Genomic DNA, 24,153 nt, shown 5'->3' with positions numbered 1-24,153 from the left:
GATATGAAACGCTTTTTGCAGATCCTGTTCGTACTTATTCTTGGCGCCATAGCCGTAGGGTACTACTTTAAATGGCAAAATGACCATGTTACCGGCGACCGGATCGTAGGTATCGCCATCCTCACTACGGCCTTTATTTTGATGCCCCTGTTCATATTCCACAGAACAAAGGGAAAAAAATTAAAGGATTACACCCTCACCAAAGAAAACTTTGATAAGATGAAGGAACAAAAACACAAAAGACCTGATAATCAATAATTTTTGATTTAAAAAATGTTTTTTTAACACTTTCTCAATTTATTAACCATACCTTTGGGCTTTAATTTTTTATTATTTATTACAATGACTGGTACAGTTAAATTTTTCAATGAATCTAAAGGTTATGGATTCATCACCAATGATCAATCAGGAAAGGACATCTTTGTTCACATTTCTAATTTGAATGGAGTTGAGCTCCGTGATGGTGACAAAGTAGAATATCAAGAAGCAGAAGGCAGAAAAGGGATGACTGCTACAGACGTAGAAGTTATCGGCTAAGTGATATATTTTATTTTGTAAAAATGCACCCTTCGGGGTGCATTTCTATTTTAAGACGGGCCCTATTCCAATTTCAGGACAGGCCACCCCTAGCCTCTTAAAGGGCTAGTTAAGATTTCGTTTCTCTATAAAGAACCTCTTGAGCAGCGCTCCGGCTTCTTCTTCCATAACACCACCCTGCACCTTTGTCTTGGGATGCAATTGAGTCCCCATGGCACCACAACCACGCTTTTCATCTTTTGCCCCATAGACGATCCTATCTATCTGACTCCAATACAAGGCCCCACCACACATCTGGCAAGGTTCCAGGGTCACATAAAGGGTACATCCCTTAAGGTATTTCCCCCCGAGAAAATTGGCTGCAGCAGTAATGGCCTGCATTTCGGCATGAGCTGTAACGTCATTAAGCGTTTCGGTAAGGTTATGAGCACGGGCAATAATGCGATTGTCTACAACCACTACCGCACCTACCGGGATCTCATCCCGGTCAAAGGCCTCCTGCGCTTCTTGTAAGGCCCTCTTCATAAAATAATTATCGTCGAATGCATTTATCATACCCGCAAAAGTACGATTTACCACCCTTTATTGCAGTATTTTAAATAATTCGATAGGTACAAACAGAATCTCCTTGTAAATTTGCGCCATGAACACTTCCCTTCTCGATACGATCAAGACCCCTGAAGACCTGCGCAGGCTGAACCCTTCAGAACTCAGCACGCTGGCAGGTGAGCTTCGGGATTTCATCATCGAGATCGTAGCTACCAAAGAAGGGCATTTGGGTGCAAGCCTGGGGGTTGTGGAGCTCACTATTGCACTGCATTACATCTTTAACACTCCCGACGACATGCTAGTTTGGGACGTAGGCCATCAGGCTTACCCCCATAAATTGCTTACCGGCAGAAAAGAGGTATTCGATACGAACCGGCAATATAAAGGCATAAGCGGATTCCCGAACAGGGAAGAGAGCATCTACGACTGTTTTGGCACGGGGCACAGCTCCACCTCCATTTCGGCGGTTTTAGGTATGGCTATGGCCTCTTACATTCAGGGGAACCTTGATCGCAGACATATTGCGGTGATCGGCGACGCCTCCATCGCCAGCGGGATGGCATTTGAAGCCCTAAATCACGCCGGGGTAAGCAAGGCCAATATGCTCATTATCCTGAACGATAATGCCATTGGCATTGATCCCAGTGTGGGCGCCCTTAAAGAGTACCTCACCAGGGTAAAAAGCGGGAAGAAGTCGCGCAATCCCAATATCATTGACGCGCTTAACATACAGTATTCCGGCCCTATCGACGGCCATGATCTGCCGCTTCTGATCAAAGAGCTCAGGCGACTCAAAGATCTTGAAGGGCCGCAATTTCTCCACCTGATCACCACCAAGGGTAAAGGCCTTAAAAAGGCCGAGGAAGACCAGGTGCGCTACCATGCCCCGGGAAGATTTGACGCCAAAACCGGAAAGCTCCTCCCTAAAAATGAGGAAGGACTCCCCCCAAGATTCCAGGATGTTTTCGGAAAAACCCTTACCGAACTGGCCGGATATAATGAAAAGATCACTGCCATTACTCCTGCTATGCCTACGGGAAGCTCTTTAAATATCATGATGAAAGCCTACCCCGACCGCGCCTTCGATGTGGGCATTGCCGAACAACATGCAGTGACCCTTGCTGCCGGGATGGCCACCAATGGCCTCATCCCGTTTTGCAGTATCTATTCCACGTTCCTGCAGCGCGCCTACGACCAGGTAATTCACGATGTCGCCCTGCAAAACCTGCCTGTGATCTTTTGTCTCGACCGGTCGGGATTGGTTGGCCATGACGGCCCCACCCACCACGGGGTATTTGACCTGGCATACCTGAGATGTATTCCTAACCTCACCATCTTTGCTCCCCGCAACGTGATCGAACTTCGAAATATATTGTATACCGCCTCAAAGGGCATCGAAGGGCCTTTAGCGATACGGTATCCGCGTGGACGTGGTCGCATTACCCAATGGGAAAAAGAGTTCAACCGCATTGCTATAGGTAAGGCCGACATCCTGAAAAAAGGAAAACGCATTGCAGTAGTGAGTATTGGCACCATGGCTTATAATGTAAAAGACGCTCTCGAACTGTTAACCGAGACAGAGCGCAATGAGATCTCGCATTATGACCTGAGGTTCTTAAAACCCCTTGATAGCAATACGCTGCATGAGGTATTTGGAGAACACGAAGCCGTGATCACTATAGAAGATGGCGTTATTGCAGGAGGTATGGGTAGCGCCCTGCTTGAATTTGCTGCTCAGAACAACTATAATGTCCCTGTACATATAAAAGGGATACCCGACAATTTTATAACCCACGGAAGCGTTAAAGAATTACAACAACTAACCCAAATAGATGAGAACAGTTTGGCACAGGAATTGAGGAAGATCCTGCTGTCGTAATAACAACCCTGAACAAACCTGAAACGACCTATGAAGTACTGGAATGTTGTCCTGCTTTTTATGTTTTGCTCGCCTCTGATAGCCCAAACCGATAAGGAGATCCTGGGTGACCCGGCTTTACCTCAGCATAAAATGGTGATCGAAAAGGACACCGTTGACATGGAGGAGATCCTGATCAATTTCACCCCGGCTCCCCCTAAATGGAGCAAAAGCAATAAACTGGGCTTTGACCTTAGTGAGATCGCCTTTGTAAACTGGAATGCGGGGGGAAATAATGCCATTACCACCCTCCTTCGCGCCGAATTCAAACGAAAGTACAAGCATCGCAACGTACAATGGGCAAACGACCTTGTGCTGCGCTATGGTATTAACGTTCAGGAGGGACAAAAAATACGGAAGACCGACGATGCGATCCAGCTCAACTCCACCTTCGGGGCGCGCCACGATGCTTTTTCACAATGGTATCTTTCTGCCAAGGGTAACTTCAGCACCCAATTCTCGAACGGTTACAAATACCCGGACCGGGACACTCCGATCTCGAGGTTCATGGCTCCCGGATATTTTTTCCTGGGGGTTGGAGCAGAATACTCACCCGAGGGTAAAGATTTCACCCTTTACCTTTCTCCCCTAACCCAAAAGTCAACTTTCGTACTTGATCAACGTCTGGCAGACGCGGGGTCCTTTGGGGTAAGGCCGGCCGCATATGATGTGGTTACCGGCGAAAAGATCAGAGATGGGCAAATGATTTTCACAGAGGTAGGGATCCTGATCACGAACGCTTTCCAGACCAAGATCATGGAAAACATGTTCCTATCGAATAAATTAAGCCTCTATACCGACTACCTCAACAGTTTCGGAAATATCGACGTGAACTGGATCGTAGATGTAGAACTCAAGGTGAACGAGTACGTAAAGGCTACCCTAGGCACCCATATCATCTACGATAACGACATCAAGTTTAGTTCGGTGGAATCACCTACAGGAGAAGTCACCCCCATCGGCCCCAGGATCCAGCTGAAGCAGCTGCTGGGTGTCGGGTTAACCTATGATTTCTAAAGGGATTGACCGTTGATCTTATTAAAGATCAGCAAGGCATTACCATCGGTAAGTCCGGCCACGAACTGGCTCACCGACAACAATTTTCTATAAGGTGTATTCGCCTCCTTAAAACGTTCAGGCAGCATATCCAGTATGAGTTTATCGTAATTGGAGGCCTTCCCGTAATAGTCTCTCATCACAGCCCCACAGAAGATATCCAGAAGCGTATTGAGAATACGGTACCCGGCGATCTCCTTTTGCACCACCTCCTGGCTCCTGTAGATATGCGAAACACTGATCTTGATAATATCGTCGATCTGAGCTTTGAACTTAGAACGCTCTAATAAGGCCACATGAAACTCTCCGGCAAGTATAGCCTCTTCATTTTCCAGAAAGATACGTACTGCATCATTTATGAGGGTACTTATGGAAAGCGCACGCAGATAAGCCAATCGGTCTTCCCGACTGGAAAGCGCATGGTACTTGGCCGTATTAATAGAATCGCGAACCAGGTTGATGAGATATTCCAGGGCGTATTCCTCGCCGATGAGCCCCAGATTGATCCCGTCTTCAAAATCGATGATGGTATAGCATATATCATCTGCAGCCTCCACGAGAAAGGTCAAAGGATGCCTGCAATACGAATGATCATCGCCTTTTCCGGTAGGGATAAGCCCTAACTCCCGGGCCACCTCATTAAAGACCGCTTTTTCTGCCTGAAAACAGCCGTACTTTTTATCGGCGATCTTCTCGGAGGGACGTTTCGGAAGGGATTCTTTAGGGTATTTCATAAACGCTCCAAGGGTGGCGTAACTCAGGCGGAGTCCGCCATCTATCCCTTTACGGGTTTCGGTAAGAATACTGAGTCCGTTGGCATTCCCTTCAAAATCTACCAGGTCCTGGTATTCTTTATCGGTAAGCAGCGCCTTGTACTCCTTGCCTGCACCTTGCTCAAAAAATTCACCTATTGCCTTTTCACCACTGTGGCCGAAGGGCGGATTCCCAATATCGTGGGCAAGGGCAGCGGCAGCCACGATCGCTCCGAAGTCGTTAAACCTATACCCGTGTACCTCGGCGAGGTAAGGATGCTTTTCAAGCACTGCTCTACCAACCGCACGCCCGAGGCTTCGACCTACAACCGACACCTCAAGACTATGGGTAAGCCGGGTATGCACAAAGTCGGTCTTCGATAAAGGGATCACCTGGGTCTTGTCTTGCAAGCTTCGAAATGCTGAGGAAAATATGATACGGTCGTAATCGACCTCGAATCCCAGTCGGGTCTCATCCTGTTCCTTTCTAATGCGTTTCGTAGTATCGCCGTGGCGTTTCAATGACAATAGGTCTTCCCAGTTCATGCTATAGATTTTACGGTGCAATATACTATGCTCAAACCAAAACAAGGAGGTGATATCGACTGAAAATCATTTAAAATAGTTTCGCAATTAATGATAAATTAATATTTCGGAAACTTTTGTATAAGTATTAAAGCTCATTTTTGTGCCAGTCTCGAGACAAGAAATATTTCATTATAAATAGTTTTTGTCGACTTCAATGAAGTATTACAGGGTTGCCTTTGGCCAGGCAACCCTTTTTTATTCCCACTACATCAAAGCCAGGAGATTAGCACCGAAAATCTATTCTTTAAATAACAATCGGTTTACATTAAGTTAACATTGAAGATAGTTCTTTGCCACCGACAAAAACTACTACTTATAATGAGACATTTTGCAATCGCAGTCATGATGCTGTTGATGACTTCTGCTGCTGTGCAAGCACAGGAAGTGACTGCCCCCAAATTCGGAAAAGGACTTTTAAACATTGTCGGTCAAGACAGTACCTGGAGTATGAACTTCTCTGCAAGGGTACAGTTATTATCAAGCACGGTATGGACCGACAACGAAGGCACCTTCCAGGACCCTCGCACCAACACCCTGATCAGACGGTCAAGATTGAAATTCAAAGGGCATTTATACAGCCCTAAGATCACCTATAAGATGGAGTTTGGTCTCTCGAACAGAGACATGGGAGGTGTTTCACCTTTCACCAACAATACACCCCGCTTTATCATGGATGCGGTGATCAAATACAATTTTTACGAAAACTTTGAACTTTGGGCCGGACAAACAAAACTACCCGGTAACATCGAACGTGTGATCTCTTCCGGAGACCTTCAGCTTGTTGACCGTTCTATTGTGAACTCACGATTCAACATCGACCGTGATATGGGGATCCAACTGAGACACCACATCACCCTGGGTGAAAAATTCCTTATCAGAGAGAAGCTTGCCCTTTCACAGGGAGAAGGACGTAATGTTACTACAGGAAACCTTGGCGGACAACAGTACACCGGGCGCATCGAATTGCTTCCGTTCGGTAAATTCTCCGGTAAAGGAGATTACAAAGGAGCTGCCCTGGATCGTCAGACGACGCCTAAGCTCATGCTTTCTGCTACTTACGATATGAACAAGAATGCGGTGAGAACAAGAAGTAATATGGGTAGATATATGGCTACCGATTACGGGTTCCATGAAACCGATATCAACACCTTCTTTGCCGACATGATGTTCAAGTACAAAGGGTTCTCTTTTATGGGAGAATACGCAAAAAGAGATGCCGATACTCCGGTTGCGACCAACCTTGACGGAACACCAACAGGAGATGTAGTTTGGGTAGGAGACGGACTCAACCTGATGTCGGGATACCTCTTTAAGAATAATATCGAAATTACCGGGCGTTATGCCACGACCAATATCGACGAAACCCTTACAGGTGTTGGTAAAGAAGAGCAATACACCCTTGGAGTTTCAAAATACTTTGTAGGCCATAAGCTCAAGTTACAGTCTGACGTATCGTATATTGACTTTATCGACAATAACGACCGTATCATGTGGAGACTGCAATTGGACTTCCACTTCTAAGAAATTTAACTGCATAATAGCATACTAATTCAGATCACAATGGAGAATATTTATTTATTAATGATCGTTGCACTGGCCATCCTGGCTGTAGCCGACCTGGTGGTAGGTGTGAGTAACGATGCTGTAAACTTTTTGAACTCGGCGATCGGTTCCAAAGCCATTTCCTTCAGAACCATCATGATCATTGCCAGTTTGGGTATCTTTTTTGGAGCCGTTTTTTCAAGCGGTATGATGGAAGTTGCCCGTAAGGGGATCTTCATCCCGGGACAGTTCATGTTCAGCGAGATCATGATCATCTTTATGGCGGTAATGATCACCGACATTCTGCTACTGGATTTCTTTAACACCCTGGGGATGCCTACTTCAACTACGGTTTCTATCGTATTTGAATTACTGGGTGCAGCGGTAGCCATGGCCCTGATCAAGATCGGAGCTTCAGACACCGAAACCTTTGCAGACCTAGGAAACTACATCAATTCTGATAAAGCACTAATGATCATCTCGGGGATCTTGCTTTCTGTAGTGATCGCATTCTCTGTGGGTGCCATCGTACAGTTCATTTCCCGATTGGTTTTCTCATTCCAGTACGAGAAAAAGATCAAGCACTTCGGTTCGATCTTTGGCGGTATCGCACTTTCTGCGATCACCTACTTTATCATCATGAAAGGACTTAAAGGAACTCCGTACTACGGTGACCTTAAAAGCATCCTTGAAGGGAACGAACTTATGATCATCGGAGGATCTTTCGTGTTCTGGACCCTGTTCTCACTATTGTTCCAGTCGGTGTTTAAAAAGAACATCCTGACCTTCGTTATCGCTATGGGTACCTTTGGTCTTGCTCTTGCTTTTGCAGGGAACGACCTTGTAAACTTTATCGGGGTACCAATGGCTGCTTACCACTCTTACGAAGCCTGGAGTGTTTCAGGAGTGCCTGCCGACAGCTTCTCGATGGAAGTACTTTCTAAGAAGGTACCAACAGAACCGGTACTGCTATTTATCGCCGGTGGGGTGATGGTACTTACCCTTTGGTTCTCGAAAAAAGCCCGTTCGGTTACCGAAACCGAGCTTGGACTTGCAAGACAAGATGAGGGACAAGAGAAATTTAACCCGAACCTGCTTTCGAGATCTATCGTACGATTTAGCACAAGAGTAAGCGAAGGTGCTGCGAAGGTATTACCAGCTTCTACGCTGACCTTTATCGACAAGCAATTCACCAAGCCTGCCCTTACCAAGGAGATGAAGAAGGAAGACGCACCGGTATTCGATATGATCCGTGCTTCTGTAAACCTCATGATCGCAGGGGTATTGATCTCTATCGCAACTTCAATGAAATTACCACTGTCTACTACCTATGTAACCTTTATGGTGGCTATGGGTACGTCGCTTGCCGACCGCGCCTGGGGTCGTGAGAGTGCTGTATACCGAGTAGCCGGAGTATTTAACGTGATCGGAGGATGGTTCTTCACCGCTTTCTCTGCCTTTATCGCAGCTTCGATCATGGCGTACATTATCTATATGGGTGGTGCTACTGCCGTTGCTATCCTCTTGTTCTTTGCGATCGTACTACTTGTTCGCAACTACATTAGCTACAAGAAGAAAAGCTCGACCACACGTGAGGCCGACAGTATGAAGCGTGCAGAAAGCAGTTCTATCCAGGGAGTTATCCAGGAAAGCGCAGACAATATTGCCGCTGTTGCCAGCAGAAGTAACAAGATCTTTACCGATGCAATAACCGGTCTGTCTAAAGAAGACCTGACCTTACTGAAGAAGAGTAAAAAAGGAACCAACAAGCTTGCGACCGAGGTTGAAGAAATGCGCGACAACATCTTCTACTTCATCAAGAATCTCGATGAGTCGAGTGTTGGAGCCTCAAACTTCTATATCACTGCTCTGGGATACCTGCAGGATATGAGTCAATCGCTTGAATTCATAGGCAAGGCCAGCTACAAGCACGTGAACAACAATCACCGCAAGCTCAAGTTCAACCAAACCCGTGAATTACTGGAACTGCAACAGGAGATGCAAAACCTGTTCAGCAGCATCCACAACGCATTTACGAACAGAGATTTTGACGCGATAGAAACCATCTTACAGAACAAAGATCAGATCACGGGTCGCGTAACGGAAAAGGTACAAAAGCAGATCGCAAGAACCCGCACCGAAGAATCGAGCCCGAAGAACACTTCACTGTACTTTAGCCTCCTTATGGAGACCAAAGACCTGACAGCTGCAGTGATGAATCTGATGGAACTCTACAGCAACGAATACGACAGCCGTATTCCTGCTGCAGAAGTGACCACAGATGCCGAATAAACGAAATACGTTGTCACAAAAAAAAACCGCAAGCGTTGCTTGCGGTTTTTTTATTTTCTTTGGTTTCTCATAAAGAGTGACCTATTGTGTTTAGGCACTATCAGGGTTTTAACTCTTTAGCCACCTCTTCTAATTCCTTATACCAGGCCTCTCCGAATTTCCTGATAAGTCCGGCCTTTACAAACTTGTATACCGGTACTCCAAGTTCTTTCCCCAAAGTACAGGCATCATCACAGATATGCCATTTGTGATAGTTCACTGCAGAGAACTCGGCATACTGCTTTACGCGTACCGGATACAGATGGCAGGACACCGGCTTCTTCCAATCGATATCACCCTTATTACAGGCCTCTTCGATACCGCAAAGTGCTGTTCCCTTCTCGTCAAAGATCACATAAGCACATTCCGAACCATTCACCAGGGTCGTTTCCCACTCTCCGTCCTTACCTTTTACATAGACCCCCTGCTCTTCTATAGCAGCGATACCCTCCGGCCTCAGATAGGGCTTCACCTTAGGATAGATCTCTTCCATTACAGCCAGTTCCTCCTCCTCCAGGGGGGCACCGGCCTCTCCTTCTACACAGCACGCCCCCTTACAGGCCGTGAGGTTACACACGAAATCATTCTCTATGATCTCTTCTGATACGATACTTTTTCCCAGTTGAAACATGATGCAAAGATACCCCGTTTTTACGATTTATTAATTTGAAAACCCGACCGGTATTATTTTAACATGCAGCTAACATCAATCCGAATGTTATTATTACTTTTGCAGCCGATTTTAAAAACCTAAACCCATGAATTTCAGTATTTCTGAGATCGTTCCGGCTACCATGATCCTCTTTGCGGTGATCGACATCATTGGTAGTGTACCTATTATCGTAAGCCTAAGGGCCAAGGTTGGCCATATAGAATCAGAGAAAGCCTCTGTGGTTGCAGCCATCATCATGGTTGCCTTCCTGTTTATCGGTAACAAGATCCTAAAACTTATCGGCATTGACGTTAACTCCTTTGCCGTCGCAGGTAGTTTTATTTTGTTCTTCCTTGCGCTGGAAATGATCCTGGGAATCACCCTGTATAAGGACGATGCTCCGGAAACAGCCTCCATAGTACCTTTGGCCTTTCCGCTTATCGCAGGAGCAGGAACCCTGACCACCCTGCTGTCGATCAGGGCAGAATATCATGTGGAAAATATTATTGTTGCCATCATTATCAACATTATATTTGTATACATTATCCTGAAGTCTTCAAAGAAGATCGAAAGGGTATTGGGAAAATCCGGTCTGTCGGTAATTCGAAAAATATTTGGCGTGATCCTGCTGGCTATCGCCGTAAAACTTTTTACCACCAATATTTCAGACCTTTTATAAACGCATTATCATGAAAATATTTAACGCCATACTTCTTTTTGCTGCGCTGGCCCTTATTGTTTACAACGCTACCCTTATCGACTTTAACGATCCCTTTCAGGGAGACAGTACCGTAGCCATCATAGGGGTTGTAGCTGCACTTTGTGCTATCTTGCTATTGACCATTCTCAACCTGTCTAAAAAGATACAGGACAAGATCAAGAACAACTCATGAAGTACGACCTTTTGATCGTTGGAGGTGGTGCTGCCGGAATGCAGTGCGCCCTGGTTGTTGGTTCTGCAGGGGTTAAACCCTATGCACAAGGCAAGCGCATCGGCATTATCATGCACCAAAAAAGCTCACATTTACAGAATGCCCTTTTCAACAATGTTCTGGGACTCAAACCCGGGACCACCGGTAAGGACATCCTGGAACAGGGAAAACAACAACTGGAAAACCTATACCCTCATATCGATCAGATCCACAAGGAAAAGGTAAAAAGCGTAACGGGAACACAAGGCCATTTCAAGGTAGAAACCAACAAGGGAGAATACCTCGCCGAACAGGTGGTTATTGCCGTTGGATATACCGATCTGTTCACCATCAAGGGACTGGAAGCCTATATAGGTGCGCACCCGCTTTCTCCGGAATCAAAAAATCGCATTTGGCTTAAGAATAAAGATCATCTGGTATTTCCCGGATTATGGGTTGCCGGCACGCTGGCCGGAGGCCGCAGTCAGTTCGCTATTGCTGCCGGTAGCGGAGCACAGGTAGCTACTGATATTCTCACTATCTGGAACGGAGGTGCACACACCAAGGTTCACGACAAGGTTACCACATAGTAGTCCCGATCCTTTTGGGGAGAAAGTCACCTACCTACATTTTACCCTCTTCACTAATGTGAACCACGACTTTGATCATGGGGTCGTTTTCACGCAATACCTGCTGGTAGGCATTGTTTCCATACAGCTGCTGGGCTATACCCGCTTTAAGATATAATTCGAGGTTATCGCGATACTTCTCCAGGTCTACATCCAGGCCTCTGGCATTGAGGTAATCGGTAAATCCGTAAGCCAGGGCACTTTCGACCTCCACCTCATCGAGGAAGGTCTCAAAATCCATCTCCGCGAATTTCTCCCTGTGGTGATCGAGATACTCGAAGATGTAAAAAGACATATATCCGGATTCGAAGAAGTTATTGAAAAAGCTTTCTTCACGCGTGGATTCCAGGGGAACGAAGATATCCGGAATGATCCCCCCACCACCGTAAACGATCTTTCCTCCGGGTGTTCGGAACACCAGGGAATCGGCTACTTGAATACTGTCTGCCGAGTACAATTCACCATTCTCGAACCGCTTGTAGAATTGCTCGTAATAGTCATCGGTACCATTCTCGTAAGACCGTTGTATCGACCGCCCTGTAGGGGTATAATAGCGGGATACGGTAAGCCTTACCGAAGAACCGTCTCCCAATTCCATTTCTCTTTGAACGAGACCTTTACCAAAGGACCTTCTGCCAACGATAGTCCCCCGGTCGTTATCCTGTAAAGCCCCGGCCACGATCTCACTGGCTGAAGCCGACTTTTCGTTGATCATGATAAAGACCTCTCCGTTTTCAAAATCGCCCTTTCGCGTAGCAAAGGACTGCTCTACAGCGCCACTTTTGTTCCTGGTAAAAAGCATGAGTTTTTTCGCAGGGAGGAATTCATCGGCGATCTGCTCGGCGATCCCCAGGTATCCTCCCGGGTTATCACGGAGGTCAAGCGCCAGCTTTTTCATTCCCTGCCTCTTAAGCACGGTCATAGCCGTTTTAAACTCCTTGAATGTACTTTCGGCAAAACGGTTAAGGCGTATATACCCCAGATCATCAGAGATCATATAAAAAGCATCGAGACTGGGAATAGGCACACTGGAACGACGCAGATTAACATCGTAGTATTTTCCTTCAGACTTACGGAATATCCTGAGCTTTACCGGGGTTTCTGCCATGCCCTTAAGTTTGCTCACAACCGCTTCGTTCGACAGGTTTTTACCATAGAGGGTATCTCCGTCGGCCATAAGAATACGATCTCCGGGTTGTATCCCCGCCTTTATACTGGGGCCGTCTTCGAGCGGCCGTATCACTGCAAGGGTATCTTTGTACATATAGAAGCTCACCCCCACACCTACAAAATCACCTTTCATATTTTCGGCAACCCTCGAGGCTTCCTGTTTAGGGATATATACCGAATGCGGATCGAGCTTATCCAAAATATTATTTACCGTAACATCAACGATACTGTCGGTATTCACTTCATCGACATACTCATAATCGATAAAATCAATGAGCCTGTTAAGCTTGTCCTTTTTCGAATTGGTTGAGAACAGCTTTTCCGGAGTATCATTAAAATTCAGTTTGCCCCCGATGAACAATCCCGATGAGAATGTTATCGCGAGAAAAAGAGGCAGTAAATAATATCGTTTCTTCATTTAATCTTCATCTAGGTCGGGCATATGGACCAATTCGACTCCGGCTCTGGCCAGAAACTGCAACCCTGAATCGTCCTTATACGCCTGGTTATAGACCACTCGCGTGATCCCGGACTGATGCACAAGCTTGCTGCATTCCTTACAAGGCGACAAGGTAATATACAGGGTAGCACCCCGGCAGGATTGGGTAGAAGAGGCTACTTTGAGAATGGCATTGGCCTCGGCGTGGAGCACGTACCATTTGGTATACCCCTCTTCATCTTCGCAAAAGTTCTCGAATCCTGTGGGTGTACCGTTATAACCATCAGAAATGATCATCCGATCCTTAACGATCACGGCTCCCACCTGTTTTCGGTTGCAGTATGACAATTTCCCCCATTCCCGGGCCATGCGCAAATAGGCCTTGTCATACTTTCTCTGTTTTTTTTCAGACATAAGTAAAATTGGGTCAAAAAAAGCAACGCTATCCAAAACTCAATAGGTTGCCTTATCTGATTAGTAACGAAGATATAAGGTTTGTCACTGATTTACAACCTCATACCTATTAAAATTATGATAAACCGAGGTAGGTATCTCTCAATATGGGCAGGGCTACACCAATGACCACGGAAGAGATCACCATGACCCAGTCGCGTTTGTTAAAACGAAAAACGCTTTGAACCACAAAGCCAATGATAAGCACTGCGAGTACTGCGATGATCTGGGCAGCCTCCACACCAAGAGCAAATTCCAGGAGGGTGAGCAATTTATTATCCCTACCTTCCACATTCATCCTGAAGAAACTCGAAAATCCGAGTCCGTGGATCAACCCGAAGAAAAGGGCAATGAACAGGTGAATTCCCATCTTTTCCTTACGCGCTCCTTTCCCGGCAGTAAATACATTGAACAGGGCTGTAATGAGAATGGTCACAGGAATAAGAAATTCGACCCAGGCCATATTCACCGAAACCACATTGTATGCTGCAAGCAGCAAACTCAGCGTGTGGCCTATGGTAAAAACAGTAACCAGCCAAAGCAATTTCTTCCAGCTGTTAAAGGTAAAAGGCACCGTAAGTGCAATAAGAAAAAGAATGTGATCGTAGGCGTTAATATCCAGCACATGGGTGAGCCCCAGCTTAAAATTAAACCAAAAGTCGTTCATAGGAGTTGAGGGTATTTTTCAAATAAGCCCAAACTTACAACTTTTTAGTATAAATTTTCTTCTTAAATAGTATTTTAAAACGTCTTAGAAACCGCGTTGTTGCTGTATTTCCTCATAGGCCTTCTGAACCTCCCTGAACTTGTCTTCTGCTCCTTTTCGAATGGCCTCGTCCTGGCTTCGCACCTTATCCGGATGGTAGCGCTTAACCATAGTTCGATAGGCTTTTTTGATCTCTGCATCCGTGGCTTTCGGATCTACTTCCAGGATCTTATAGGCATTATCTGCAGAACGAACGAACATGGCCTTTACACTTTCAAAATCGCGATATCCGATACGGAAAAATCCGGCTATATCATTGATCTTACTACTTTCCTTTTCACTCACCGCCCCGTCGGCAGCAGCGATCCCGAATAAAAAGTGGATAAGCTGAAGTTTTACCTCATAACGCAACCTGGTGTTGAGGTAGCCGCAAATACGCTGGGGATTCACCTCCCTGTTCTTCACCACCTCATTAAAGGTGCGAAAGATGGCATTAGCCTTCTCCTTGCCGTAGGTGGAGACAAAATACCGCCTCACATAATCCAGTTCGGTGGTATTCACCCTTCCATCGGCCTTGATCACGATCGAACATAAAGAGAGCAGGTTGAGTTCGAAATCGGCAGGACTCACATCACGGGTGCGGTTGCCAAAAACGGTTTCCGTTCTCATATTTACACCCCTGAACCCATCGAGAAAACTCCCGATAAAGAATCCCAGAAATGCCCCAGGCATGCGGTAGAGTAAAAAACCAAGAATGGCAGCGATCCATTTATACATAAGTAGTAGTTTGAAGCTTCAAATATAGTGTTTATGGAGTTATACAGTGAAGCGGTGACACGGTGACCCAGTTATGTGGGTACGTGGGTACGTGGGTACGAAAATTGTACATTTATAATCCACCATCCATAATCCCTGTTACTCTTGTTACCGCTGTCACTTTGTTACCGACATACGGCTACGCGGGGATGCAGTGATGCAGCGATGCGGTTATGCGGTTATGCGGCTATGCGGCTATGCGGTTATGCGGTTATGCGGTTATGCGGTTATGCGGTTATGCGGTTATGCAATGATCTGAAGACAATATAAAAAGATCAAACTTCGAAAACATACCCTTCCATCCTTTACCCCTTTACCTCTTTAACTTTACCTCTTTAACCCTATCCTTCTTCCTGAAAACCAAGACCGAAAAAGAAAAATGCATTTTCAAATGTATGTTTTTACCTATATTTGCGACTGCTTAAATAACTAAAAAAACAGTGCGTATCCAGATACGCCGTGCAATTAATTAAGAAGAAAAAATATGTATCCAGCAGAATTAGTAAAACCCATGAAAGAAGACCTGACTTCAGCAGGGTTTACAGAACTTTTAAGTGTTGAAGCCGTAGAAGAAGCAATGGCCGGAAAAGGTACTGCCCTTGTTGTTGTGAATTCGGTGTGTGGATGTGCCGCTGCCATGGCAAGACCAGGCGCCAAACTAAGCCTTCAAAACACTAAAAAACCTGAGAATCTTTACACCGTATTCGCAGGGGTAGATCGTGAAGCTACCGACAGAGCAAGAAGCTTTATGCTTCCGTTCCCTCCCTCTTCACCATCTATCGCTCTTTTTAAAGACGGTGAACTAGTACATATGTTAGAGCGTCATCACATCGAGGGTCGTCCTGCAGAATTGATCGCAGAGAACCTGATGGATGCTTACAACGAGTATTGCTAAGAACAACATACGTTAAGTACAAAAAGCCACGGTCTTACTCGTGGCTTTTTTACATCTAAACGCGGCAAAACTCCTGCATTCCGGCACAAGAGATCGCCCGGCAACTCAAAGAAACGATCGAGCAATCCATCCATAGCAGATCCCCGGATACGACAGGTATAAAAAACAAAAGCGGTCATTTGCCGAAGCAGTTAAATTGAAGTATTTTTCTCCCCCAATCACAGTGACGAACATGCGTAAATTACTTGCCTACCCTCTAACCATTATCTATTACCTCGCCTTTGGTTTACTATTGTTGGTATTCCATCCCATTCAATGGCTATGCTTTAACCTCCTTGGTTATCAGGCGCACAAAAATAGTGTAGACTACCTCAACCTGGGACTCACACGTTGTTTATTACTCCTTGGAAACAGGGTGAACTTTAACAACCCATACCCCTGCACTAACGAACGCCCTTCGATCATAGTAGCGAACCACCAGAGCATGTACGATATTCCCCCGATCATCTGGTATATGAGAAAGTGCCACCCGAAATTCATCAGTAAAAAAGAACTGGGCAAGGGCATACCCAGCATTTCCTTTAACCTGCGACACGGCGGCTCTGTACTTATCGATCGGCGCAATGGCGACCAGGCGATCAAAGAGATCAAGAAGATCGCAGCCTATGCTAACACCCACAATCGCTCTGTGGTGATCTTTCCTGAGGGGACACGCAGTAAAACGGGAGAAATGAAACCCTTCCGCAGATCCGGCCTGCGTACCCTCTTCAAAGAAATGCCGGAAGCACAGGTGATCCCGATCACCATCAATAATTCATGGAAAACCATGAAATACGGCAATATGCCCATGGGCATAGGCGAATGCATCACCTTTGATGTGCACCAACCGGTGATCGTGAACAGCACCAATACAGACGCACTGATAGACCAGATCGAACAAACCATTAATTCCGGAATCAAACCATGACGAACAGCGAGATCATCGAAAAGACCATCACCTTTGTAAAATCGGCACTCACCAACGCAGAAGGCGGCCACGACTGGTTTCACACCGAAAGGGTTTTTAAAAGTTCCCTTTTCATCGCTAAGGACGAGCCATCTGCAGACCCGCTAGTGGTAGGGCTGGGGGCCTTACTGCACGATATCGCCGATTCTAAATTTCACGATGGCGACGAATCGGTAGGGCCGGAAATGGCGCGTGGCTTCCTGACCGAACTAGGGGTAGATAACAAGGTCACGGACCACGTCGTAAAGATCATTGAGAACATCTCTTTTAAGGGCGGTAACTTCGATCAAAAATTCAGCTCCCTGGAATTGGATATCGTTCAGGACGCCGACCGACTGGATGCTATCGGAGCCATTGGTATCGCCAGAACGTTTAATTACGGCGGATTTAAGAACAGACCGCTTTACGATCCGGAAATACCTCCAAAACTCAATATGAGCAAGGAGGAATACAAAAAGAGCGAGGCTCCGACCATCAATCATTTTTACGAAAAACTACTCTTACTAAAGGATCGCATGAACACCAAGACCGGCAAAAGCCTGGCGCAACAACGCCACCAGTTCATGAAAGACTTTCTTGAACAATTCTATGAAGAGTGGGAAGGTAAGCGTTAAGTGAATAAGCCCATTTGATCACCTAACGCAATGAGAGCTTTGTAAGGATCTCCCTTTAACTCCAGCAATGCGGCAAAAGCTTCCTCCGTAGACCAGCCCCGGCGCTTTAGTGATCTGAGTTCTGCCTCCTTGTTTCTCAAACGGTCTTGCAGTAATTGGTATTCTACCTGCAGGTGTAAGAACGCGTGCTGATCGGTTACCGGTTTAGGCTGCCCGAAGACCTCTACGGGAAATCCGGAATATTCAAACCGCCCGATGATCGCCGGAATTCCACCCAGGGCTTTCACCGTAATATAAAACCCTTTCTGTCCGCCATATGCCGCCTGTATACGGGAAATAAACCGATCGCTGTCGTAGACTTCGCAAAGAATATCGAGGTCACTTCCCTTAATGTTCAGGCCAAGGGGAAATGTTCCTGCGAGGACGGGGCTAAAATGAGAAAGGCGCCCGGGAACCTGAAGTTCCCGCAACGCCTTAAATACATTTATCTGTGTCGAACTGCCGTTTTTCAGGTAGTCGATATTCATGAAATTCATATCAGGATCACTCTCCTTTAAAATTCGGCTTTCGCTTTTCGAGGAAGGCCGAAGTACCTTCCTTAAAATCGGCTGTGCCAAAGGAGGCTCCGAATCCTTCGATCTCGGAACGATATCCACTTCTCGAAAAACCGGCATTTACTGCATTGATAGCCGTAGCTATGGCCTTAGGCGAATTTTTAGCGATCTTCTCCCCTATTTGCTTGCAGTAAGACAGAAGCTCTTCCTGGGCCACGATATGGTTTACCAACCCGTAAAGATGTGCCTTTTCGACACCGATCATTTCACCGGTCATGATCATTTCCAGGGCTCTGCCCTTACCTACCAGTTGTGGAAGGCGCTGTGTACCTCCATAACCCGGAATAAGCCCAAGGGTAACTTCCGGAAGCCCCATTCGCGCGTTATCACTGGCCACCCTGAAATGGCACGCCATAGCAAGCTCCAGGCCTCCACCAAGAGCGAAACCATTGATTGCAGCGATCACCGGGGTGGTTAATTGTTCTACGAAGTCGAACAACAATTCCTGCCCCCTGGCAGCCAGAATAGAACCTTCTTTTATAGAGAAATCCGCAAATTCAGAGATATCGGCACCAGCCACAAAAGCCTTGGGTCCGGAACCGGTCACAATGATCACCTGCACCTCTTTGTCCTTATCCAGTTCGTCAAAGGCACGATGCAATTCTGTGATCGTTTCCCGATTCAGGGCATTGAGCTTGTTAGGCCTGTTAATCGTGATAACAGCCATGTTCCCTTCTTTTTCGGATAGAATATTTACAAAATCCATACTCATTAATGATTTTAGGTTGGTGTTGAATACTTATAAATTGCCAAGCATTTAAAGGCCGGAGATCGGATCAGACTTTGGGGAAGCTAACGGTAAACACCGATCCTTTTTGGGGTACAGACGTAAAGTTAATACTTCCCCGGTAGGTTTCCACAATATTTTTCACCATTCCCAATCCGAGTCCCATTCCGCTGGTCTTGGTCGTAAATTTAGGCTCAAAGATCTTATCGCCATTCTCCTCTGAGATCCCTAGTCCGTTATCGGCCACCGAGATCTTCACCTGATCCCCTTCAGAATAAACGGTAACCACCACCTTGGGTGCACGACCTTCGGGAATAGACTGCACCGCATTTTTTACCAGGTTGGTCACCACGCGAATCAATTGGGTGCGGTCTAATTTAGCGATCACTTCTTCTTCATTGCTTACAAAGGTGATATAATCTTCATTAAAGATATCCAGCGCCAGTCGCACCACCTTCACGACATTAAGCGTTTCTTTTTGCTGGGCAGGCATACTGGCAAAATCACTAAAGGCTGAGGCGATATTGCTTAGGGTATCGATCTGTTGGATAAGGGTATCTGAAAACTGGGAGAGCTTTTCCCCGGCCTCGGGATCGGCAGGATCAAAACGGCGCTGAAAACTCTGCACACTCAACCGCATGGGTGTAAGGGGATTCTTGATCTCATGGGCTACCTGTCGCGCCATTTCCTGCCATGCCTGTTCCCGCTCGCTTTTAGCAAGAAGGGCGGCACTTTCGTCCAGGTCCTCGACCATACTGTTATAGGCATCTACCAAGGCTCCGATCTCTTCGCTGGGGTCATCCAATATGATCTTTTCATTTCTCTCACTGAGCCTGAACTCATCGAGCTTTTTCCCGATGGTCTTTAGCGAACGGGTGATATAACTCGAGATCAGGTAGGCTAAAAACACGGCCAATGCCAGTACGATAAGTATTCCCAACCCTTGTCGCAACAAGAACTCCTTTAATTCGGAGTCGCTAAAGGTATTGTCTTCAAAATACGGGATATTCAGGATCCCGATAGGCTTAAAACGTTTGTCTAAAATATAACTATAGGAGGTCTGATAGCGTTCTCCGGCAGCCATTTTACGCTCCACATACCGCTTTCCCAGATTCTGATTCTCACCGGGACTTTCACTTAGTTTCTGCAGCACTTCCGAAGGAATACGCATATACTCATAATCGTCTTCACTGAACGGCTTAGAACTTTTGATCAGGTTACCTTCCAGGTCATAGATATTAAAAGGAAGGTTTTGAATATCTGAGAGCACATAGATCTCGTCCTTAAAGATATACTGGAGATTCTCTGTTTTGACCTCATAGGTGGTATTAAAAAGCACATAATCGATATGCGTTTTTAGCTGCTCCTCTTTACGCTCGAGGCGATTTCTATGGTAGTCTTTATTCTGCTCCCGGTACTGGTAGATGGTAAGTCCCGCAAAAAAGATAGAGGCGATGACCACCAAAAGAATGGTAGTTAAAAATATTCGGGATCTAAGTGAAAGCTTTTTATACACCAACGACCTGTTTTGAGGTTAAGAACAGCAATAACCGCACCAATCAGGCTTCGGGATTGCGCTGTCGGATGCGTTTGTAGAGCCTGATACCCAGCATGAGCAAGATGCCCAGACCAATAATACCCACAACACCGAACACCCAGTTAATGGTGCTTTTAAGCACAACAAGGAAGACCACAGAAAATAGAATAATGGTAGCTCCTTCATTCCAAATACGCATAAATCCGGTAGAATAGCGAACGTCATTTACCTGCAGTTGCTTGAACATTTGATGGCATTTACCATGGTAGAGATAGAGCAAAACGACAAAACCGATCTTTACCAGCATCCATCCCTGGGTAAGCCATGAAGGAAAGAGGATGAGCATCCATACGCCAAATATGGTCGCAAGCACTGCCGAAGGCCAGGTAATGATATACCATAATCGCTTGGTCATTAGCGCCAGTTGTTTGCCCAATATCTCTTTATCGGGCGATGGTTTATGCCATGCCTCGATCTGGTACATGAATAGCCTCGGAATATAAAAAAGCCCTGCAAACCAAGTGGTCACAAAGATGATGTGCAGGGCTTTTATGTAATTATACGATTCGGTCATCGAAAAATTAATTAAGATCCAGATACTCTAATTTTTTAGCGTTAAACGCTTGGTTAAAGGTATCTATTTCCTCGTCAACAACGGCATTAAACTTCTCTAATTCTGCCTTGATCTGCGTGGTGAGCTCTTCCTTTACGGCCTTGTCCTGGGCGGTTGGAGGAAAATCGCCCATAGTCACCAGACTGTTCAGGTGGGCCAGCTTATTGGTAAGCTTTATCGGGAAATTCAGGGGATCCTGATTACTTCTGTTCTTGGTCTGGTACAATGCCTTTTCAACACCTTCCAGCTTCTCCTTCATGGCCTCGGCCTTTTCTACCAGGTCTGCTACCTCCTCGCGATCCTTGTACCTTTTTACGAAAGCATCGAGCTGCCCGTTAATACCGCGGATCTTCTTAATGGCTTTATGCGCCCCATCTACGGTAGCATTCACGTCGGCAACAAAATCAAATTGCTCCTGCATTTGGGCCACGGTAACCTCAGCACGAGGATCAGGAAGGATCTCAAAATCCTGCGACTGCTCCTCGCCATTTACATTAAGTACTACCTTATAAGCGCCCGGAACCGCTTTTGCTCCGCTGAGACTCGCCCACCAAAGGATCATACCTTTGAGACGCTCTGCCCCATCGTAACGGGTATTCCATACAAAGGTATTTCCACCCTTTTTCAGGTTGTTTAATTTATTCTTACTATCGTAGGTGGCATAGGTCTTTATAGTATCTCCGGCCTTATCCATGTAAGTAAGGGCCACTGAATCCTTTTCTGCCTGGAAGTCTTTCAGGTAAAAATGCGTGATCACCCCATTAGGAAGGTTGGTGCCCTGGGTTGCCGAAGGCCTCCCTCCTCTTCCGGAGGTACGATAGCTATTGCGTGGCTTAAACAAGGTGAAATCGCCCGAAGCCACATCGTCATCTAACTGATGCAGTACGGTTAGATCGTCGATGATCCAAAGACTACGTCCCTGGGTTGCCACGATCAGGTTATCTTCCTTGATCGCCAGGTCGGTAACAGGCACTACCGGCAGGTTAAGCTGAAAAGGAGCCCATGACTTACCGTCGTTGAAGGAAATATACATTCCTGTTTCGGTACCGGCATAGAGCAGGCCTTTGCGCTTAGGATCTGCACGCAACACCCTGGTAAAATGCTCTTCGTTAATACCGTCGGTAATGGTCTCCCAACTCTTACCGTAATTGGTGGTCTTGTATAGGTATGGACGGAAGTCACCTTCCTTATAAAGTGTTCCTGCCACATAACATGTGCCTTCATCGAAGGGCGATGGCTCAATGCTGTTGATCATCAACCATTCTGGCGCCTGCTTTGGCGTAACATTATCCCAGGTTTTTCCACCATCACGGGTAATATGTACTAATCCGTCGTCACTACCTACCCAAAGCAATCCTTCTTTTAGCGGACTCTCATTGGCAGCAAAGATCGTACAGTAATACTCCACCCCGGTGTTATCCTGGGTGATAGGCCCTCCTGAAGATTTGAGTTTTTCGGGATCGTTTCGAGTGAGGTCCGGACTCACCACCTCCCAACTCTGTCCTTCATTTTCACTCACGTGCACATGGTTAGAGAAGGTATAGAGCTTATCGGGATTATGCTTAGAGAAAATGATCGGGAAGTTCCATTGAAAACGATACTTCATCCCTTCAGCACCATGACCCATCGGATTATCGGGCCATACATTGATCGCCCTTACGGTTCCGGCTTTATGATTTACACGGGTAAGAAAACCTCCGTAGCTACCCCCATAAACAATGTCGTTATTCTCAGGGTCTACGGCAATATGCGCAGATTCGCCTCCGGCTGTAGCCTCCCAATCGTCTTCGGTAATCCCTCCTCCATCAGAGCGGTGAGCGATCCTGATGGTACTGTTATCCTGCTGGGCCGCGTAGATACGATAAGGAAAATGATTGTCTGTCGTTACCCTGTAGAATTGTGCTGTAGGCTGGTTGTGATACGTGCTCCAGGTGTCACCACCATCGTAACTCACCTGGGCGCCACCATCATCACCAATGATCATACGTCGAGAATCTTCCGGAGCGATCCAAAGATCGTGGTGATCACCGTGTGGTGCATTACTCGAACTAAAGGTCTTTCCTCCGTCCTTTGACTTGTGGTAAGACACGTTCATCACATAAACTACATCTTCATCGTTAGGATCGGCATAGATCCTGGTATAGTACCACGCTCTTTGGCGCAACGCACGACTGTCGTTTATATAATTCCAGGTAGCACCTCCGTCTTCTGAACGGTACACCCCACCCTTATCTTTATTCTCAACTATAGCCCAAACACGGTCTGAATTTACCGGAGATACGGCCATCCCAATAATACCAAGAGTTCCTTTTGCAAAACCCTTGTTCCCGGAGATCTGCTTCCAGGTTTCCCCGGAATCGGTACTTTTCCAAAGGGCAGAGCCCTCTCCACCACTACTCAGACTGTAAGGCGTACGCTGCAGGCGCCAGGTAGACGCATACATGATACGTGGATTATTCGGATCCATTACCAACTCGACCGCTCCGGCCATATCGTTGGCAAAAAGCGTCTTTCTCCAGGTCTTACCGCCATCAGTACTCTTATACACCCCGCGCTCTTGCGTAGGCTTATAAATATTTCCAAGCACTGCCGCATAAACCACCTCAGGGTTTTCAGGATGTATGACGATCCTGGGGATATGCCTGCTCTTTTCAAGACCGCTAGCCTCCCAGGTCTTTCCGGCATCTACACTCTTGAACATTCCGTAACCCGATGAAACATTACCACGTACGGTTTGTTCACCACCACCCACATAGATCACATTGTGATCGCTGTTAGCAACAGCAATGGCCCCAATACTTCCGCCAAAATAACCGTCAGAAATATTCTCCCATACACGACCGCCATCTTCAGTTTTCCAAACCCCACCACCGGTGGCTCCGAAATAATAGAGGTTGGGTTTTCCCGGAACTCCGGTCACGGCAGCAGAACGCCCACCGCGAAACGGACCTAACAACCGGTATTCTAACGAACCGTAAAGCGATTCCGGATATTCTGTTTTATTTTTCTGAGCCTCTGCAGGAGCAAAGGCAAACAATAAGCATAACAGGAGGGTTACCCTCAGGCATGTGAGATCTCGCATCTTAATTAGTTGGTTA

General features: G+C 46.3%; 24 protein-coding genes. 12 read left to right on the top strand and 12 right to left on the bottom strand.

What is annotated here, in order from left to right; genetic code table 11:
- The first annotated feature begins 3 nt into the window (after nt 1–3).
- Together IS446_RS03625 and IS446_RS03620 are read left to right on the top strand one after the other, a co-directional pair.
- Nucleotides 4–258 carry a hypothetical protein gene (locus IS446_RS03625; RefSeq protein WP_203058631.1) on the top strand — a complete coding sequence of 85 codons (255 nt, stop codon included), beginning with the start codon at nt 4–6 and terminating at the stop codon, nt 256–258.
- Between the two features lie 84 nt (nt 259–342).
- The gene (locus IS446_RS03620; protein ID WP_203058630.1) at nt 343–537 is read left to right on the top strand and encodes a cold-shock protein; all 195 of its coding nucleotides are present in this window, start codon (nt 343–345) and stop codon (nt 535–537) included.
- 105 nt (nt 538–642) lie between these two features.
- Here IS446_RS03620 and IS446_RS03615 read toward each other — a convergent pair whose 3' ends face one another.
- A complete protein-coding gene (locus IS446_RS03615) occupies nt 643–1,092 on the bottom strand; it encodes a nucleoside deaminase (RefSeq protein WP_203058629.1) in 450 nt (149 codons plus the stop codon).
- Nucleotides 1,093–1,180: 88 nt separating this feature from the next.
- On the opposite strand from IS446_RS03615, the gene IS446_RS03610 reads away from it, so the two are divergent.
- Both IS446_RS03610 and IS446_RS03605 read left to right on the top strand, forming a co-directional pair.
- Entirely contained in the window at nt 1,181–2,965 is a 1,785-nt protein-coding gene (locus IS446_RS03610) for a 1-deoxy-D-xylulose-5-phosphate synthase (RefSeq protein WP_203058628.1), read from the top strand.
- Nucleotides 2,966–2,995: 30 nt separating this feature from the next.
- Nucleotides 2,996–4,021, top strand: a complete 1,026-nt coding sequence (locus IS446_RS03605; RefSeq protein WP_203058627.1) for a DUF3078 domain-containing protein — start codon at nt 2,996–2,998, stop codon at nt 4,019–4,021.
- On the opposite strand, the gene IS446_RS03600 is transcribed toward IS446_RS03605, so the two are convergent.
- Nucleotides 4,018–5,358: a deoxyguanosinetriphosphate triphosphohydrolase gene (locus tag IS446_RS03600; RefSeq protein ID WP_203058626.1), complete on the bottom strand. Its 1,341-nt coding sequence runs from the start codon at nt 5,356–5,358 to the stop codon at nt 4,018–4,020. The two genes, IS446_RS03605 and IS446_RS03600, sit on opposite strands and share 4 nt — an antisense overlap.
- 360 nt (nt 5,359–5,718) lie before the next feature.
- Here IS446_RS03600 and IS446_RS03595 point away from each other — a divergent pair, with 360 nt between their 5' ends.
- Complete coding sequence (locus IS446_RS03595; protein WP_235996387.1) at nt 5,719–6,921, top strand: porin; 1,203 nt, start codon at nt 5,719–5,721, stop codon at nt 6,919–6,921.
- A gap of 39 nt (nt 6,922–6,960) precedes the next feature.
- Nucleotides 6,961–9,234 carry an inorganic phosphate transporter gene (locus IS446_RS03590; protein ID WP_203058625.1) on the top strand — a complete coding sequence of 758 codons (2,274 nt, stop codon included), beginning with the start codon at nt 6,961–6,963 and terminating at the stop codon, nt 9,232–9,234.
- A 100-nt stretch (nt 9,235–9,334) separates the two neighbouring features.
- Here IS446_RS03590 and IS446_RS03585 read toward each other — a convergent pair whose 3' ends face one another.
- Nucleotides 9,335–9,904 (bottom strand): DUF3109 family protein, encoded by a 570-nt coding sequence (locus IS446_RS03585; RefSeq protein ID WP_203058624.1) that lies wholly within the window; start codon nt 9,902–9,904, stop codon nt 9,335–9,337.
- 127 nt (nt 9,905–10,031) lie between these two features.
- On the opposite strand from IS446_RS03585, the gene IS446_RS03580 reads away from it, so the two are divergent.
- The 3 genes from IS446_RS03580 to IS446_RS03570 are packed head-to-tail and all read left to right on the top strand — an operon-like array spanning nt 10,032 to nt 11,426.
- Complete coding sequence (locus IS446_RS03580; protein WP_203058623.1) at nt 10,032–10,604, top strand: MarC family protein; 573 nt, start codon at nt 10,032–10,034, stop codon at nt 10,602–10,604.
- A gap of 10 nt (nt 10,605–10,614) precedes the next feature.
- On the top strand, nt 10,615–10,818 hold the full coding sequence (locus IS446_RS03575) for a hypothetical protein (protein WP_203058622.1): 204 nt from the start codon (nt 10,615–10,617) through the stop codon (nt 10,816–10,818).
- Entirely contained in the window at nt 10,815–11,426 is a 612-nt protein-coding gene (locus IS446_RS03570; RefSeq protein WP_203058621.1) for an NAD(P)/FAD-dependent oxidoreductase, read from the top strand. The genes IS446_RS03575 and IS446_RS03570 overlap by 4 nt, the downstream gene beginning before the upstream one ends.
- 34 nt (nt 11,427–11,460) lie before the next feature.
- On the opposite strand, the gene IS446_RS03565 is transcribed toward IS446_RS03570, so the two are convergent.
- From IS446_RS03565 to IS446_RS03550, 4 genes are all read right to left on the bottom strand, one after another.
- Nucleotides 11,461–13,053 carry a S41 family peptidase gene (locus IS446_RS03565; RefSeq protein WP_203058620.1) on the bottom strand — a complete coding sequence of 531 codons (1,593 nt, stop codon included), beginning with the start codon at nt 13,051–13,053 and terminating at the stop codon, nt 11,461–11,463.
- Nucleotides 13,054–13,488: a deoxycytidylate deaminase gene (locus IS446_RS03560; RefSeq protein WP_203058619.1), complete on the bottom strand. Its 435-nt coding sequence runs from the start codon at nt 13,486–13,488 to the stop codon at nt 13,054–13,056.
- A 115-nt stretch (nt 13,489–13,603) separates the two neighbouring features.
- Complete coding sequence (locus IS446_RS03555) at nt 13,604–14,194, bottom strand: HupE/UreJ family protein (protein ID WP_203058618.1); 591 nt, start codon at nt 14,192–14,194, stop codon at nt 13,604–13,606.
- A gap of 84 nt (nt 14,195–14,278) precedes the next feature.
- The gene (locus tag IS446_RS03550) at nt 14,279–15,010 is read right to left on the bottom strand and encodes a TerB family tellurite resistance protein (protein ID WP_203058617.1); all 732 of its coding nucleotides are present in this window, start codon (nt 15,008–15,010) and stop codon (nt 14,279–14,281) included.
- 523 nt (nt 15,011–15,533) lie between these two features.
- On the opposite strand from IS446_RS03550, the gene IS446_RS03545 reads away from it, so the two are divergent.
- The 3 genes from IS446_RS03545 (at nt 15,534) to IS446_RS03535 (ending at nt 17,564) form a co-directional block, all read left to right on the top strand.
- Nucleotides 15,534–15,944, top strand: coding sequence for a BrxA/BrxB family bacilliredoxin (locus tag IS446_RS03545; protein WP_203058616.1), 411 nt, complete (start codon nt 15,534–15,536; stop codon nt 15,942–15,944).
- 232 nt (nt 15,945–16,176) lie between these two features.
- Entirely contained in the window at nt 16,177–16,911 is a 735-nt protein-coding gene (locus tag IS446_RS03540; RefSeq protein WP_203058615.1) for a lysophospholipid acyltransferase family protein, read from the top strand.
- On the top strand, nt 16,908–17,564 hold the full coding sequence (locus tag IS446_RS03535; RefSeq protein WP_203058614.1) for an HD domain-containing protein: 657 nt from the start codon (nt 16,908–16,910) through the stop codon (nt 17,562–17,564). The genes IS446_RS03540 and IS446_RS03535 overlap by 4 nt, the downstream gene beginning before the upstream one ends.
- Here the strand turns inward: IS446_RS03535 and IS446_RS03530 are convergent.
- From IS446_RS03530 to IS446_RS03510, 5 genes are all read right to left on the bottom strand, one after another.
- Nucleotides 17,561–18,100 carry a DUF4269 domain-containing protein gene (locus IS446_RS03530; protein WP_203058613.1) on the bottom strand — a complete coding sequence of 180 codons (540 nt, stop codon included), beginning with the start codon at nt 18,098–18,100 and terminating at the stop codon, nt 17,561–17,563. The genes IS446_RS03535 and IS446_RS03530 overlap by 4 nt on opposite strands.
- 7 nt (nt 18,101–18,107) lie before the next feature.
- The gene (locus tag IS446_RS03525) at nt 18,108–18,884 is read right to left on the bottom strand and encodes an enoyl-CoA hydratase/isomerase family protein (RefSeq protein WP_203058612.1); all 777 of its coding nucleotides are present in this window, start codon (nt 18,882–18,884) and stop codon (nt 18,108–18,110) included.
- A 70-nt stretch (nt 18,885–18,954) separates the two neighbouring features.
- Nucleotides 18,955–20,421: a sensor histidine kinase gene (locus IS446_RS03520; protein WP_203058611.1), complete on the bottom strand. Its 1,467-nt coding sequence runs from the start codon at nt 20,419–20,421 to the stop codon at nt 18,955–18,957.
- A gap of 43 nt (nt 20,422–20,464) precedes the next feature.
- Entirely contained in the window at nt 20,465–21,016 is a 552-nt protein-coding gene (locus IS446_RS03515) for a CopD family protein (protein WP_203058610.1), read from the bottom strand.
- Between the two features lie 7 nt (nt 21,017–21,023).
- Complete coding sequence (locus IS446_RS03510; protein ID WP_203058609.1) at nt 21,024–24,137, bottom strand: WD40/YVTN/BNR-like repeat-containing protein; 3,114 nt, start codon at nt 24,135–24,137, stop codon at nt 21,024–21,026.
- Between the last annotated feature and the right edge of the window lie 16 nt (nt 24,138–24,153).

It is taken from the genome of Robertkochia sediminum (genome assembly GCF_016786255.1).
GTDB lineage: Bacteria > Bacteroidota > Bacteroidia > Flavobacteriales > Flavobacteriaceae > Robertkochia > Robertkochia sediminum.
The sequence above is the reverse complement of the archived record's forward strand: the minus strand, read 5'-3'. Positions and strand labels throughout refer to the sequence as shown.

Bases quoted from the DNA above. Each gene is read 5' to 3' on its own strand.
- IS446_RS03625 (WP_203058631.1), top strand. From the start codon at position 4: ATGAAACGCTTTTTGCAGATCCTGTTCGTACTTATTCTTGGCGCCATA.
- IS446_RS03620 (WP_203058630.1), top strand. From the start codon at position 343: ATGACTGGTACAGTTAAATTTTTCAATGAATCTAAAGGTTATGGATTC.
- IS446_RS03615 (WP_203058629.1), bottom strand. From the start codon at position 1,092: ATGATAAATGCATTCGACGATAATTATTTTATGAAGAGGGCCTTACAA.
- IS446_RS03610 (WP_203058628.1), top strand. From the start codon at position 1,181: ATGAACACTTCCCTTCTCGATACGATCAAGACCCCTGAAGACCTGCGC.
- IS446_RS03605 (WP_203058627.1), top strand. From the start codon at position 2,996: ATGAAGTACTGGAATGTTGTCCTGCTTTTTATGTTTTGCTCGCCTCTG.
- IS446_RS03600 (WP_203058626.1), bottom strand. From the start codon at position 5,358: ATGAACTGGGAAGACCTATTGTCATTGAAACGCCACGGCGATACTACG.
- IS446_RS03595 (WP_235996387.1), top strand. From the start codon at position 5,719: ATGAGACATTTTGCAATCGCAGTCATGATGCTGTTGATGACTTCTGCT.
- IS446_RS03590 (WP_203058625.1), top strand. From the start codon at position 6,961: ATGGAGAATATTTATTTATTAATGATCGTTGCACTGGCCATCCTGGCT.
- IS446_RS03585 (WP_203058624.1), bottom strand. From the start codon at position 9,904: ATGTTTCAACTGGGAAAAAGTATCGTATCAGAAGAGATCATAGAGAAT.
- IS446_RS03580 (WP_203058623.1), top strand. From the start codon at position 10,032: ATGAATTTCAGTATTTCTGAGATCGTTCCGGCTACCATGATCCTCTTT.
- IS446_RS03575 (WP_203058622.1), top strand. From the start codon at position 10,615: ATGAAAATATTTAACGCCATACTTCTTTTTGCTGCGCTGGCCCTTATT.
- IS446_RS03570 (WP_203058621.1), top strand. From the start codon at position 10,815: ATGAAGTACGACCTTTTGATCGTTGGAGGTGGTGCTGCCGGAATGCAG.
- IS446_RS03565 (WP_203058620.1), bottom strand. From the start codon at position 13,053: ATGAAGAAACGATATTATTTACTGCCTCTTTTTCTCGCGATAACATTC.
- IS446_RS03560 (WP_203058619.1), bottom strand. From the start codon at position 13,488: ATGTCTGAAAAAAAACAGAGAAAGTATGACAAGGCCTATTTGCGCATG.
- IS446_RS03555 (WP_203058618.1), bottom strand. From the start codon at position 14,194: ATGAACGACTTTTGGTTTAATTTTAAGCTGGGGCTCACCCATGTGCTG.
- IS446_RS03550 (WP_203058617.1), bottom strand. From the start codon at position 15,010: ATGTATAAATGGATCGCTGCCATTCTTGGTTTTTTACTCTACCGCATG.
- IS446_RS03545 (WP_203058616.1), top strand. From the start codon at position 15,534: ATGTATCCAGCAGAATTAGTAAAACCCATGAAAGAAGACCTGACTTCA.
- IS446_RS03540 (WP_203058615.1), top strand. From the start codon at position 16,177: ATGCGTAAATTACTTGCCTACCCTCTAACCATTATCTATTACCTCGCC.
- IS446_RS03535 (WP_203058614.1), top strand. From the start codon at position 16,908: ATGACGAACAGCGAGATCATCGAAAAGACCATCACCTTTGTAAAATCG.
- IS446_RS03530 (WP_203058613.1), bottom strand. From the start codon at position 18,100: ATGAATTTCATGAATATCGACTACCTGAAAAACGGCAGTTCGACACAG.
- IS446_RS03525 (WP_203058612.1), bottom strand. From the start codon at position 18,884: ATGGATTTTGTAAATATTCTATCCGAAAAAGAAGGGAACATGGCTGTT.
- IS446_RS03515 (WP_203058610.1), bottom strand. From the start codon at position 21,016: ATGACCGAATCGTATAATTACATAAAAGCCCTGCACATCATCTTTGTG.
- IS446_RS03510 (WP_203058609.1), bottom strand. From the start codon at position 24,137: ATGCGAGATCTCACATGCCTGAGGGTAACCCTCCTGTTATGCTTATTG.